Annotated in this window: 12 protein-coding genes; 9 read left to right on the forward strand and 3 right to left on the reverse strand. The window is 58.2% G+C overall.

Annotated features, from left to right (window positions below; genetic code table 11):
- Positions 1-250: 250 nt before the first annotated feature.
- Both CU100_RS15420 and CU100_RS15425 read right to left on the reverse strand, forming a co-directional pair.
- On the reverse strand, positions 251-2,368 hold the full coding sequence (locus tag CU100_RS15420) for a putative bifunctional diguanylate cyclase/phosphodiesterase (RefSeq protein WP_245419054.1): 2,118 nt from the start codon (positions 2,366-2,368) through the stop codon (positions 251-253).
- Positions 2,369-3,276: 908 nt separating this feature from the next.
- Positions 3,277-4,230: an AraC family transcriptional regulator gene (locus tag CU100_RS15425; RefSeq protein ID WP_106717490.1), complete on the reverse strand. Its 954-nt coding sequence runs from the start codon at positions 4,228-4,230 to the stop codon at positions 3,277-3,279.
- A gap of 61 nt (positions 4,231-4,291) precedes the next feature.
- Here CU100_RS15425 and CU100_RS15430 point away from each other — a divergent pair, with 61 nt between their 5' ends.
- The 4 genes from CU100_RS15430 (at position 4,292) to CU100_RS15445 (ending at position 7,168) form a co-directional block, all read left to right on the forward strand.
- Complete coding sequence (locus tag CU100_RS15430) at positions 4,292-5,119, forward strand: oxidoreductase (protein ID WP_106717491.1); 828 nt, start codon at positions 4,292-4,294, stop codon at positions 5,117-5,119.
- Positions 5,120-5,178: 59 nt separating this feature from the next.
- The gene (locus tag CU100_RS15435; RefSeq protein ID WP_106717492.1) at positions 5,179-5,769 is read left to right on the forward strand and encodes a TetR/AcrR family transcriptional regulator; all 591 of its coding nucleotides are present in this window, start codon (positions 5,179-5,181) and stop codon (positions 5,767-5,769) included.
- Between the two features lie 72 nt (positions 5,770-5,841).
- Positions 5,842-6,471, forward strand: coding sequence for a hypothetical protein (locus CU100_RS15440; protein ID WP_183635546.1), 630 nt, complete (start codon positions 5,842-5,844; stop codon positions 6,469-6,471).
- A 121-nt stretch (positions 6,472-6,592) separates the two neighbouring features.
- On the forward strand, positions 6,593-7,168 hold the full coding sequence (locus CU100_RS15445; RefSeq protein WP_106717493.1) for a DUF308 domain-containing protein: 576 nt from the start codon (positions 6,593-6,595) through the stop codon (positions 7,166-7,168).
- 405 nt (positions 7,169-7,573) lie between these two features.
- On the opposite strand, the gene CU100_RS15450 is transcribed toward CU100_RS15445, so the two are convergent.
- Positions 7,574-7,855 (reverse strand): hypothetical protein, encoded by a 282-nt coding sequence (locus CU100_RS15450; protein ID WP_106717494.1) that lies wholly within the window; start codon positions 7,853-7,855, stop codon positions 7,574-7,576.
- 116 nt (positions 7,856-7,971) lie between these two features.
- Here CU100_RS15450 and CU100_RS15455 point away from each other — a divergent pair, with 116 nt between their 5' ends.
- The 5 genes from CU100_RS15455 (at position 7,972) to CU100_RS15475 (ending at position 13,522) form a co-directional block, all read left to right on the forward strand.
- Positions 7,972-9,744 (forward strand): adenylate cyclase, encoded by a 1,773-nt coding sequence (locus CU100_RS15455; RefSeq protein ID WP_106717495.1) that lies wholly within the window; start codon positions 7,972-7,974, stop codon positions 9,742-9,744.
- A 201-nt stretch (positions 9,745-9,945) separates the two neighbouring features.
- Positions 9,946-10,752: a DUF2092 domain-containing protein gene (locus CU100_RS15460; RefSeq protein WP_106717989.1), complete on the forward strand. Its 807-nt coding sequence runs from the start codon at positions 9,946-9,948 to the stop codon at positions 10,750-10,752.
- Complete coding sequence (locus CU100_RS15465) at positions 10,749-10,958, forward strand: hypothetical protein (RefSeq protein ID WP_106717496.1); 210 nt, start codon at positions 10,749-10,751, stop codon at positions 10,956-10,958. Before CU100_RS15460 ends, CU100_RS15465 begins: the two co-directional genes overlap by 4 nt.
- Before the next feature lie 99 nt (positions 10,959-11,057).
- Positions 11,058-11,384, forward strand: coding sequence for a hypothetical protein (locus tag CU100_RS15470; RefSeq protein ID WP_106717497.1), 327 nt, complete (start codon positions 11,058-11,060; stop codon positions 11,382-11,384).
- A gap of 182 nt (positions 11,385-11,566) precedes the next feature.
- Positions 11,567-13,522, forward strand: a complete 1,956-nt coding sequence (locus CU100_RS15475; protein ID WP_106717498.1) for a DUF3604 domain-containing protein — start codon at positions 11,567-11,569, stop codon at positions 13,520-13,522.
- Positions 13,523-13,527 lie beyond the last annotated feature (5 nt).

The following is a 13,527-nucleotide window of genomic DNA, read 5'->3' on the forward strand; positions in this document are numbered from 1 at the left end:
GACTCGAGACCGGCCTTCAAGATATTCGGGCAGCGGCGACCTCGATCAAATAGGCAGGCGCCAGTGTTCTGGCGAGGACACCCCGGGCGAGGTCGAAGCCGCCACCAATGGCTGCATCATGACCCTCAGCGATCAGATCGACCTATCGGTTCTCGAACATCCATTTACTCCGTATGAGAGGATATCAACTCAGTGGCCTCGCATGTTCGCTATCGTTCTGCGTGCTCCGCCATTCCCTTCACCATCGCACTCATTGGTTCTCAGCTCTTTTGTCGTTCGGGGTTGGAAAAAGCGGATCAAGTGAACCAGAGACGCGCAGTAGACGTTCGATACCCACCGGGGACATAGGACGGGACAGAAGAAAACCTTGGAGATCATCGCAGCCGATCTGGCGTAGATAGTCACTTTGCTCGATTGTTTCCACGCCTTCCGCCGTCGTGCGAAGACCTTTTGCGTGGGCAAGATTGACGATGGCTTTAACAATATCTTCGTCATTGGCCGAGCGGCCGAAGCCCTGAACAAAGCTTCGATCAATCTTAATGCGATCGACTTCAAGCTGCTGCAGTCGTCCAAGTGACGAAAAGCCTGTTCCAAAATCATCAATCGCGATGGTCACACCCAATGCGCGAAGAGCCCTGATGTTGTGTTCGCAATGTCCGGCGCTATCGGTAAGAGTACTTTCCGTAATCTCCAGCTCGAGCCGGCGGGGATCCATTCCGATTGCCAGTAGCAGTTTAGCAACCTTCATCGCGTAGGCCGGATTTCTCAATTCGACTGCCGAGACGTTTACTGCGAGGGTCTGGACTGGCCATGACCGCGATTCCGAACAAGCCTGGCGCATAGCACGTTCGCCCAACGCTTCGATCAGGCCTGCTTCTTCTGCTATGGGTATGAACACTTCCGGCGAAATCCAGCCACGTTCCGGATGTTGCCAACGCAGGAGAGCCTCAACTCCGGTGATACGCTGTTCCTCCGCCGAATAAAGCGGTTGATACTCAACCTTTATCTGGGTTTCAGACTTCACGGCATTACGCAAGTCGCGTTCCAGAGCACGCCGCTGCTGCAACATGGCGTCCATCTCTTTACCAAACACCGCAAACCGGCCTCGACCGGTCGTCTTTGCATGATAGAGCGCAATGTCGGCTTTTCTGACAAGCTCGTCGCCCCCAGTGCCGTCTAGTGGTGCGGTGGCAACGCCTATACTTACCCCGATGAAGATATGATTTCCATCGATATCGAATGGATACCGGACGACGGTGATTATTTGCTCGCAGAGCGCTTCGAGCACCGAAACTGGTCCGAAGTTGGGAACAATGATCGTGAATTCATCGCCCCCGACCCGGGCCATGAAAGTCTTGTGGTCGATGATGTCTTTCAGGCGCTTCGTGAACTGCCGGATGAGCTCATCACCCACCGGGTGTCCGAGTGTGTCGTTGACCTGCTTAAATCTATCGAGATCAAGATACAGCACCGCCACCGAGGCATTCCCGATAGTTGACAGTGTCTTATCGAGCTTGTCGTTGAAATGTGCCCGGTTGGGCAGACCGGTCATGGAATCATGCAGTGCGAGAAACTTCATCCGCACTTCGCTGTCGCGCAGCTTGGCGGACCTCAGGCGGAGGACCCCCAGAAGGACCGCCATGATGCATAACATAAACAGCACAATGCCGACAAATGCCGGGCCAATTTGCGTCATGACCGTGGAGCCGGGGCGATAGGGCTGCCAGATGAAATATCCAATGGTGTGCCCGGTGGTCGAGCGAAGTGGATAATTATACTCGCCGGCTTGCAGAGTGTCTTGTGGAGAGTATCGCAGGCCAGCAAATAAATAGTCCCGCGCAAGATCTTCGATGAAGCTCTTGTCCAGATAACGAACGGAAACGTGCAGGTAGGTTTCATCAACCGTCTGTGAAATATTGCCGCTGTCGGAGACAATCGGTTTGACGCTGACGATTGCCGGCCGACCATCCAAGGTCAAAATCTCCGAGGCGCCGGCGCTTAACACCCGGTCGCCATAGCCATCGGGATCGGGATGTCGCAAGGATTGCCTGAGCTTTGATGCGAGCGGCGCAACGCTAGCCTCGACGCTATCATAAGCCGCGCGATCGATCTGCTTGCCATCAGCAAAGGCGTGCAGAACATTGGCTTTTCCGTCGAGAACATAGACCACATCATGACCAAAATACGTGGTCATCCAGCCGCCAAGATTGTTGTTCAGCCACTCCGCACTGTCGGGGCTCTTGACGTGGCGGATCGCATCATCCCAGACGGTGGCGCTTTCCTGGTCATGAGCGACCGAGAACTGCGCCTGCGATAGTACCAAGGCGAGTAGCCGTTCCTGCCGCTCGACAGCAATCTGATCAGTCATGCGACTTGACCATGCGAGCAACGCGAAAACTGCAAAGCAGACAGCTATGGCAATGCTGAAAATTGGCAAAATCGTCCTGAACAGGAACTTTGGTGACGTCGAGGCTGTATCCGTCATTAAAAAAGGACTCGCATTCCGGTTGCTACAAAACAAATACTTAGTCGAGACGAGGCGGGGACGATAGCCAGCGCAAGAGTGGCAATCGCGCTACCTACGGTAGGGCTATCGAAAATCCTTTAACATTTTGACTGTTCCAATCATATCTCGAGGTATTGCAGATCGAAAGGGAGCCATTTCGAACGGTCATTCTGCTGTGGTGCGCACGTGTTGTGATGATGGGCTGAGCCTGCTTGGGCTGGTGCTTCTGTCACCTGCCTTCCGACCATTCTTGGGTGCAGAGCGGGGGCGCTGCCGACGAGAAAACCGTTCGACTTTCTCGGGATCTCGAAACGGTGTTTCCCTCGGGTGTTGGCACTCAAAAACGGCCGAATTCGAGCAATTGTCGACACCATTGCCAGCAACACTGTGTGCACTTCCAGGCCCCTGCAGGAGCCTTTTGTCAGGCGCGACTTCGAGTAGAAAGATCATTCACGATGTGGGCTTCGATGTCGTCGTCCCTGCCGCTAAGGGCGCTCACTGGTAATCGCTCATCCCGACATACTCTAAGATGGATTGTAGACGGTCTCGCTGAAATCAGAATGGATGCAAAATGGCTATTGTCGGCATTTTCAATGGAAGGTTTTTCGCCTCTGGCGATAATGTGCAGCCCCAGGGCAATCGAGCGAGCTACATCGCGGACGCAAACCGACGGCTTGATCGGGAATGGCGTCTGGTCTTTTGCTTTTCACTTTGAACCGACAGAGACGGGCAAGTCATGGCCACGATACGCCCACAGCGAACGGTCCTGATCAAGATGGCCAGGCAATTTCGCCAAGGTGACGTCGAAGCCATTTCGTTTCTTCCGATGCCGTGCGTCCGAAGTGCCGTTTGAAGTCTCGGCTGAATTGAGCCGGGCTCGCGTAGCCGACTGCATCCGCGACCTGCGCGATGGTCCTGCTCTGGCGTGCAATCATCAATCTTGCTTCGTGGAGCCGCATGGCCTTCACGTACTGCATTGGACTGCTGCCGGTGAGAGCCTTGAAATGGACGTGGTAGGAAGGAACGCTCATGCCTGCTTCTCTTGCCAGATCGGCGATGGAAATTTCCGAACTATAGTTTTCCCGCAACCAGATGAGGCTTTGGACGACCTTTCCAGATGTACCTTTCTGCTGGAGAGCGGCGATCATCGCCTTGCCTTGCGGGCCGACCAGTACCCGGTAATGCAGTTCGCGCAAAATGCCGGAACCAAGGACAGCGACTTCAACGGGGCTGCCAAGTGCCGTCAGAAGGCGCACGAGAACATCCTCGATATTGGCATCCATCCTGCTTGAGACGAGACCGCGTGGCTTGGTCATCGGCAATTCGGCGTGCATCTCCATTTGCAAGGCGATCTCGGCTGCCACCTGCATGTCGAAATCGATATAGACCGCAAGCAATGGCCGCTGCGCACTGGCCGTTGATTCCATACGGAATGGAACGGGTACTGAAACCGCCAGGTAGTGTTTCTCATCATAGAGGTAGGTTTCCCCTTCAAGAATGCCCTGCTTTTTTCCCTGCAATACAAACACCGCCCCTGGTTTGTAGAGGACCGGAACGTCATGGAGCACAGACTCGGTGCGGAGTATCCGGACGCAATCGAGCCCAGTTGGATTGTACCCGTGACGAGGGGCGAGGGTACCGGCGAGCCGGACCAACTCACGTCGCCGTGATCGCCGAGGTACGGCATTGATAGGATTTGGCAACGTATTAAGATAATCCGCAATAGAAGCACCCAGTTTCTCATACTATCTGTCAATCCTCGTATCAATCAGGAAAGTTCAGATCATGCCGCCAAAAACGTTCTTCATCACCGGAGCGAATTCTGGCTTCGGCCTCGCCATTGCGTCCGCCGCAGTCCAAATGGGTCACAAAGTGATTGGCACCGTCCGCTCTGAGATGTCACGCACGGGGCTCGCCGAAGCCCTTCCCGAAGTCCGAGCAGTCCTCTGCGACGTAACAGAATTCGACCGCATACCGGATATCGTCAGACGGGCGCAAGACGAGCATGGACCTGTTGATGTGTTGATCAACAATGCCGGTTACGGCCACGAGGGGATACTTGAGGAGTCGCCAATAGACGCGATGCGCCGGCAGTTCGACGTGAACGTCTTCGGCGCGGTTGCAATTGCCAAGGCATTTCTGCCGAGGTTTCGTGCGCGGCGCAGTGGTTTCATCGTCAACGTCACATCGATGGGCGGCATGATCACCATGCCCGGCATCGCATATTATTGCGCTAGCAAGTTCGCGCTCCAGGGCATTTCGGAAGTGATGCGTTCGGAAATGGCCCCGTTCGGTGTCCGCGTGACGGCCCTTTGCCCCGGTTCATTCCGGACGGACTGGGCCGGACGATCGATGGTCCGCACGGAAAGATCAATTGCCGACTACGATGAACTTTTCGATCCGATACGCGAGGCGCGCCAGGCGAAAAGCGGCAGACAGCTCGGGGACCCCGCCAAACTGGCGCTTGCCGTTCTAGGCCTGGTTGAGTCCGATAATCCGCCGCCGCAGCTTTTGCTTGGCAGCGATGCCCTCAAGCATGTGTCGGATAGAATCGATCGCCTCCAGCAGGAAATCGAGGCGTGGAAGTCTGTCAGCGTCTCGACCGACGGGTGACGGCGCCAATTCTGCCTTTCCGCTTGACAACCTTCCTACCAGAAGGTAGATAAAGGTGAATGAGCAATGTTTTGACGACATCCGACGAAATCCTGGCATCTGCGCGAACATTGATAATGAGCGGAGGATATAACGGCTTCAGCTACGCCGATATTGCTGAGGTCGTCGGCATTCGCAAGGCCAGCATCCATCACCATTTTCCGGGCAAGGTCGATCTGGTCCGCACGCTTGTAAAAGAATACCGCGAAGATGCCGAAAGAGCGGTAGCGGCTCTCGAACACGAACTACCCGATTCACTTGATATCCTGGAAGCGTATGCGGGCCACTGGGCCCAGTGCATCGAAGACGCAAGCAGGCCTTTTTGCGTGTGCGCTTTGCTGGCAAGTGAGCTGCCCGCCTTGCCGCCGGAAATCGCGGGGGAGGTGAAGGCTTTTTTCCGCTTTCTCTCGACGTGGCTGACCTCGGTCATGGAACGAGGCTCCAGGGAGGGGGCTTTGATTCTGTCAAGCCAGCCTCGCGTCGAGGCTGAGGCGTTCATGGCGTGCGTGCACGGAGCCATGCTTTCAGCGCGGGCCCATGGAACGCCGGAAGTCTTCCCCGCCATCCTGGCGCCTACCTTGCAGCGACTGTCTCCGACCGCCGTTCAATAAAGCTTCGGCGATCAATCGTCCGGAGTGACATGTTCAGCTCGTGAAACTACCAACCAGTAGGAAGACACCCAAATGATGAAGAATATTCTCTCCGCTCTCGTGCTAGGGCTATCCGGTATAGCGTCGACAGCGATCCTGGCGCCGCCTGTACATGCCGAAGACAAGAAGGCCGCGCAAGTCCACATCCGGGGCAGCATCGTGAGCTACAGCGCATCCAGCCTCAAGGTGACGACGCGCGAAGGAGAGACCGTCGATGTCGCCCTCGCGGACGGCTGGAAAGTATCCAGCGTGGCAAATGCAAAGGTGACCGACATCAAGCCTGGCGACTTCGTTGGGATAGCCTCCCTGCCGAAACAAGGCGGTGGTGACGGCGCGCTTGAAGTGCTCATCTTCCCGCCGGCACTGAAAGGTGCAGGTGAGGGCAGCTATGGTTGGGACCTCAAACCTGACAGCAGCATGACCAATGCTACGGTGGCAAACGCAGTCAAGGACGTCGACGGCCGCACGGTTACTGTTTCCTATCACGGCAAGGAAAAGAAGATTTCCATTCCGGACGGCACGCCTGTCGTGACCTTTGCTCCGGCGACCAAGGATGATCTCATTCCCGGCGCCGTCGTCTTCGTACCTGCCGAGAAGACCGTGACCGGTAGCATCGCCCATCAGGTTCTTGTCGGCAAGAAAGGCGTGGTTCCACCCATGTGAGCCACGCCGTCGCCGGTCGGTTTCGTGCCCCCACCGGTTCGACCGGCGATTGCTACGGCGCATACGAGCGGGTTGAGCGACCGTTTCCATGACCCCACTCAACAATTGGAAAGATATCCCTATGACACACTCCCAAACAACCGCCGCTTCTCGCTGGAAGGAGCAATGGCTGACGCGATACTATTTCACGCGAGCAGGGTTTTCTGCCGTCTGGGTCGCAACTGCTTTGACTGTCGGCCAGCAATCGGCTTCCATCGCCGCCACCTTGCTGATTATCTACCCCGCCTGGGATGCCGCAGCCAATTTCGTCGATGCATCGCGCAATGGCGGGCTGGGCAACAACCGAACACAGGCAATCAATGTCGCCGTCAGTTCTGTCATGACGCTCGCCGTTGTTTTCGCGCTCACAATGAGCATGAACTGGGTTCTTGCCGCCTTTGGTCTCTGGGCCATCTTCTCGGGTGTCTTGCAGCTTGGCACGGCCATTCGCCGCTGGAGGACAAGTGGCGGCCAGTGGGCGATGGTCCTCAGCGGCGGCCAGTCCGCCGTGGCCGGCATATTCTTCATTGCTCAGGCGCGACTGCCCGAACCGCCTTCCATTGCCAATATTGCAGGGTACGCCGGCCTCGGCGCCTTCTATTTCCTCGTTTCGGCGGTATGGCGTAGCGTCAGCCAGATGCGACGGAAGACTGCCTGACCTGGCGGTAAGAGCGTTCTCTTGCTGGCTATGAACCAAGCCAATCGTTTTTCTGACATTGGAAAGCGAAACACCCGTGCTGCCAACTATCGATCGTGGCATTTTGGCCGGCACGGGAGCCCGACAGAAAAGCTGCGGACTTGCAGCCGCTCCTCGTGTCGATCGTGATGAGCCTCGACAGCTTCAATACCGCAGACCTCACAGCCGTTCGCAAGCGATACTACTGATAGTTTCACATCAAGTGCCCTGTTATCGGCACTTTCAAGAACATTTATCTACATGTGCCAAGTTTGAACAAACGGCGAGCGGCCTGTGCAATTGCTGGTCGCAGGTTTGATCCCGTTCGTCCCAATCCATTAGATTGGACGCTTACGTCTCGCCATCCTTACCTTTGATGAAAACATTCTAGATGCCAGCTTTCGGCCGTCGCTTGTGGAACGGGATGATTTCGGCGGTCCCGAGCGCGGCTCTGATCTCTTTCGCCAGATCAACCACCAATTCGAGGTACTCTGCGCATCGCTCCTCGCGTTTTTCGTCGTTGGATTGTTGCCATCGCAGCAGCTCCGCTTCCGCATCGCCGAAATCAATGCAAAGATCGCGAAACTCTTCATCATGGGCGGCACGTTCTTCGATCGCCGCGCTTCGGGCGGGAAAACGGCGTTTGGCTGCCGCGACACCTTTATCCATGTCTCCTTTGCTCCTTCTCATCTCCAGCATCGTGGACGCAGCCGCGTTTGGGGAGTAGGTTACTGTAGGATACGCAAAAGAAATGCCGAAGTTTGCTGTCCATCGGGGGACAAGGAATGCAGGGGCCAAAGGATGCGCGGGTTGCCCGTGTGGAGCGGCCGTCGCCCGCTCCCGAGGATATCCGCGCCCAGCTGGAGCGCTTAATCGCCAACCCGGAATTTCCGAACACCGGGCACGCCCATGCGTTTCTGCGTTATGTGGTCGAGGAGACGCTCGCGGGTCGTGCCGAGCGGATCAAGGGTTACTCGGTCGCCATCGAAGTGTTCAACCGCGGCGAGGGGTTCACGCAGGATGATCCCGTGGTGCGGATCGAGGCCGGGCGGCTGCGCCGCGCGCTAGAGCGCTACTATCTGGTTGCCGGTCAGAATGATCCGGTCCGTATCGACATTCCGAAAGGCAAGTATGTGCCGCTCTTCACCTGGGTTGGTCCGGTGGTGGCGGACCCTGCCGAACCCAAACTTCAGCTTCCCCCAAGACATTCACGATGGCACATCACACGGCTCGTTCCGTTGGCGCTGATGGGCCTCTTTGCTGTTGCGATTACGGGCTATTGGATCATCGGTCGGCCAGCGACAGGACCATCCGTGCGGACTAATGCACCGGGTCCCGCCGTGCCGACACTCGTGGTCGCACCATTTGCCAATCTCGGCGAGGGACCGGAAGCCAATCTCTATGCACTGGGGCTGACCGAGGAGCTTTTGACGGCACTTCCCCGCTTCAAGGAACTGCAAGTGTTTGGCCGCGAGACATCGGAGTCCTTGCCACCCGAGGTTGATGCTTCACATATCCGTGGCAAGCTCGGGGCCAATTATCTGCTCGCAGGCGGCGTCCGTGTCGCAGAGGGCCGGATCCGCGTGACCACCAGACTTCTCGATACGGCGACGGGCGCAATCCTATGGTCGCAGACCTATGATGACGATTTGCGCTCGCGGGGTCTTTTCGCCATTCAGTCCGACGTCGCTGACAAGGTTGCGAAGAGCGTGGCACAGCCATATGGCATTATCGCGCAAGCCGATGCGACGAATCCGCCGCCGGACGATCTTGATGCTTATGGCTGCACGCTGCGTTTCTATGCCTATCGCGCCGAGTTGAGCGTGGAACGTCATGCCGAAGTTCGTGAGTGCCTGGAAAGCGCTGTTGCCCGCTATCCGTCCTATGCAACTGCCTGGGCGATGCTGTCGATCGTCTACCTTGATGAGGGTCGGTTTGAATACAATCCGAGAGCTGGCACACCCGCGCCATTGGAACGTTCGCTGAAGGCGGCGCGGCGGTCCGTCGAGCTCGATCCGGGCAACGCCCGTGCCCTTCAGGCGCTGATGACAGTCTTGTTCTTCAATCAGCAATTGGCGGAATCGATGCGTATTGGAGAGCGGGCGCTCGCAACCAACCCCAATGACACCGAACTTATGGGTGAATACGGCGTCCGACTGGCCATGGGCGGTGAGTGGAAGCGCGGCGCTAAGGTTCTGGATCAGGCCCTTGCCTTCAACCCCGGCGGGGCTGGATATTACCACGGCAACCGGGCACTCGCGGCCTACATGCTTGGCGACTTCGAAACGGCGGTTGTCGAGATCAGACAGGCCAATCTGCAGAAGTTCCCGCTCTTTCATCTGGTTGCGGCCATAATCTACGCCGAGCGCGGGATGACCGCGGAAGCACAAGACGCGGCGTCAACATTCGTCGCCATGCGTCCCGCCTTTTTGCCAAATCTCCAAGCGGAGCTCAATATCCGCAACATCCGCGCGGAGGATCAGGCCCGCCTGATGGCGGGCATTCGCAAAGCGGGTCTGGCGATACCGGCAGGCACGGCGGTCTTACCGGGTGGTTAGAGGTTTCTGCCGGCCACCCACGCAGTTTTAAAACCAGTCAGAAATCCCTCCGACGAACTGTAACATACCCGATGTTACAGTGCCGGGCGGCTTAACAAGATGTAAGCCTTGTCCATGCGCGGACAACCGACATTCCTAGGATAGGGGGAATGATCCGCCACCCGCTGAAGTGCAAAATCCAATGGAGGGCATACGTCAATGATGACGACTATTCGAAGCGCGAGGACGGTTGCTACCCGCACAGTTTCAAGGGCGGCGCTTGTCCTCGCAATAATTTCCATCATGCCCCCGATCGCGACCGCGGGTGAGACGGAAGCCAAGACATTACTCAAGGCGATGTCCGATTACCTGGCGGAACAAAAGGCCATTTCGTTCCAATACGACACCAATCTTGAGGTCGTCACCAAGGACCACCAGAAACTATTGCTGGCAAGTTCAGGCAAGATCGAGATGGGTCGGCCCGACAAGATCCGCGCGACGCGGCATGGCGGATTTGCCAATGTCGCGATCACGTTTGATGGAAAAACGCTGACGCTGCTCGGCAAAGACGCCAATCTCTACACGCAGGTCGAAGTGCCCGGCACTATCGATCATCTTGTCGATGAGTTGCGCGACACGCTGCATCGGCCGCTTCCTGCCGCCGACCTCCTCCTGCCCAATGTCTATGACGAATTGATGCGTGACGTTGTTGATGTGAAGGACCTTGGGAGCGGCGTGATTGGTGGCACCGAGTGCGATCATCTTGCGTTCCGCGCCAAGGATCTCGACTGGCAGATCTGGATCGCCCAAGGCGAGCATCCTTATCCTTGCCGATATGTCATCACTGCCAGCCAGGTCGACCAAGGGCCGCAATACAGCATCCAGATCAGCGACTGGAAGACCGGCACGGATGTTGTTGCGGATGACTTCGGCTTCAACAACGCAACGAAGGCCAAGCAGGTCGATCTCAAAGATCTCGTCGACATCGATGAACTGCCGAACCATTTTTCCGTAGGTGGCACCAAATGAACGTATCAGGGAAACTCAAGATCGTCGTGCTGACCGGGATCGTCGGGTTTTTTGCCGAGGCAGGATCGGAACTTCCTTACCCGGGCATTCCCGGTTTCGTCACCGCCGCCGAGGCCAGGGTGGGCCGCCCGCTCACGCCAGTCAGCGTCGCGGGAGTGGCACGACGGACGGCACGGCGTTGTGCCGTCGGCGTCTACTATTGCTAGGCCTGTAATCGGGGAGCAGTGCTGCCGGGCAACTCGGCGAGCGAACGAGCTCATAAATGTAGATGAACGTCCAGACCACCGTGCCGTGGGAGGCAGCAGATGACCGTGTCAAGGAAAGTCAAGATCGCGCTGACGGCCGGGATCGTCGCATTGCTCGGTATGGAAGCATTGGACGTTCCGAAACAGGGCGGCTTCGGTTATGTGACGACCGCGGAGGCCAGGGTGGGACGACCTCTCACCCCAGTCAGCGTTGCCGGGGCGGCCCGGCGGACCACCCGGCGGACGTTTCGCCGATCAACCATCTATCTCGCCGCTCTTCCGGCAGGTTGCGCACGCGTAACGGTTTACGGGACGCTGGTTTGGCGGTGCGGCGGGACCTACTATCAATCCTCCGGGTCGCGATACGTGGTCGTCTATGTGGATTGAGCGCGCCCATCCGTTCCTTTGCCGCTTCCGGTCACCTGCGGTCGCGCGACCTACAGGAAAGCAGCGGCGGCAGTTGTCAGTCGCGAGCCCGCGCCAGGGGTAGAAATGCGACCGACACGAAGAGGCATGAAGCCTTGCAAACGTCGGTTCAGTGAAACAACAGGTTCATAGTGAGGAACGCAATGTTGAAAACAAAGCATATTCTCGTCTCCACCGCACTGGCCGGCGCTAGCGTGCTCTTCGCATCGCCTGTCACAGCACAGTCTACGGTTACCGACATCGGCACCATCGATGCGGAAACCGTCGTCCCCGGCAAGGCGCCAGGCTATTCACCCTACGCCGGCCGCAACTTTCCGAGCCGCGTGTTCTGGGGCGATACGCATCTCCACACCAGCGCTTCCCTGGATGCCGGCGCTTTCGGCACTCGGCTCGGTTTCGAAGATGCCTATCGATTCGCACGCGGCGAGGAACTTACCGCCTCCGGCGGCGAGCGCGTGAAGCTGTCACGGCCACTCGACTTCCTGGTCATTTCCGACCATTCCGACAATATGGGCTTCTTTCCAGCCCTCTTCGCGGGTGATCCGAAGATGCTTGCCGACAAGACCGGCCGGCGCTGGTACGATCTGGTGCAGAAAGGCGGGCAGGACGGGGTCAAGGCGGCGCTCGAAATCATCGACAGTTTTTCGCGCGGCCAGTTCCCCAAGGCGCTGGAGTTCCTGCCGGGCTCCGACGGCTTTCGCTCGACCTGGGACCAGATCATCGCGGCGGCCGAGAAGTACAATGAGCCTGGGCGCTTCAGCGCCTTCATTGGCTACGAATGGACGTCGCAGGTACCGCCCGGCAACAATCTTCATCGCGTCGTGATCTACCGGGACGGCGGCGCCCAAGCGAAACAAACGCTGCCCTTCACGACCTATCCGCCGCAGGGCAGCACGACGCCCGAGGATCTGTGGAAGCATCTCCAGGCCTATGAGGACAAGACCGGTGGCCGAGTGCTGGCGATCGCGCATAACGGCAATCTGTCGAATGGCTGGATGTTCCCGATCGAGACCAATCCGTCTAACGGCCAGCCGCTATCGGCCGAATATGCCGAGACGCGCGCGCGCTGGGAGCCGCTCTACGAAGTCACCCAGATCAAGGGCGACGGCGAGGCGCATCCCTATCTGTCGCCAAACGACGAGTTCGCCGGCTACGAGCTGTGGGACAAGGGGAATTTGAACCTCAGCGAGGTGAAAAAGCCCGAGATGCTGGTTAGCGAATATGCGCGCGCCGCCCTGCAGACCGGCCTTCTGCTCGAAGGAAGGCTCGGCACCAACCCCTACAAATTCGGCATGATCGGCGCGACCGACAGCCACACGTCGCTGGCGACGGCCGAGGAGGACAACTTTTTCGGCAAACACACCGGTGCCGAGCCCAAGGCCGATCGCGCCTCGCACGAGTTCATGCGCAACGGCGATGTCTTCCTGATGGGTTGGCAGATGGTCTCGTCCGGCTATGCCGGGGTCTGGGCGAGCGACAACACCCGCGAGGCGATCTGGGATGCAATGCGCCGCAAGGAGGTCTACGCCACCACCGGCCCGCGCATGCTCGTGCGCTTCTTCGGCGGCTGGGAGTTCACCGATGCCGATGCCCAGTCGCGCACCCCCGCTTTCGCCGGCTACGCCAAAGGGGTTCCAATGGGCGGCGACCTCAGCGATGCGCCGGATGGCAAGGCGCCGACATTCCTGCTCGCCGCGCTCAAGGACCCGCTCGGCGGCAATCTTGACCGTATCCAGGTCGTCAAGGGCTGGATCGACGCCGCCGGCGCGCGCCAGGAGAAGGTCTACGACGTAGCCTCGTCTGATGGACGGGTCGCCGGCGCCGACGGCAAGCTGCCGGCGGTCGGCAACACGGTCGATGTCGCCACGGCAACCTGGGCGAATACGATCGGCGCCTCCGAACTGGTCAAGACCTGGACCGATCCGGACTTTGATCCCGCCCTCAGGGCCTTCTACTACGCGCGCGTCCTTGAAATTCCGACCCCTCGCTGGACCGCCTATGACGCAGTACGCTTCAGCGTAAAGATGCCGGACGGGGTGCCAATGTTTGGGCAGGAGCGCGCCTACACTTCGCCCATCTGGTACACGCCGCGAGGCTGAACGGA

It is taken from the genome of Phyllobacterium endophyticum, assembly GCF_003010935.1.
Classification (GTDB): domain Bacteria; phylum Pseudomonadota; class Alphaproteobacteria; order Rhizobiales; family Rhizobiaceae; genus Phyllobacterium; species Phyllobacterium endophyticum.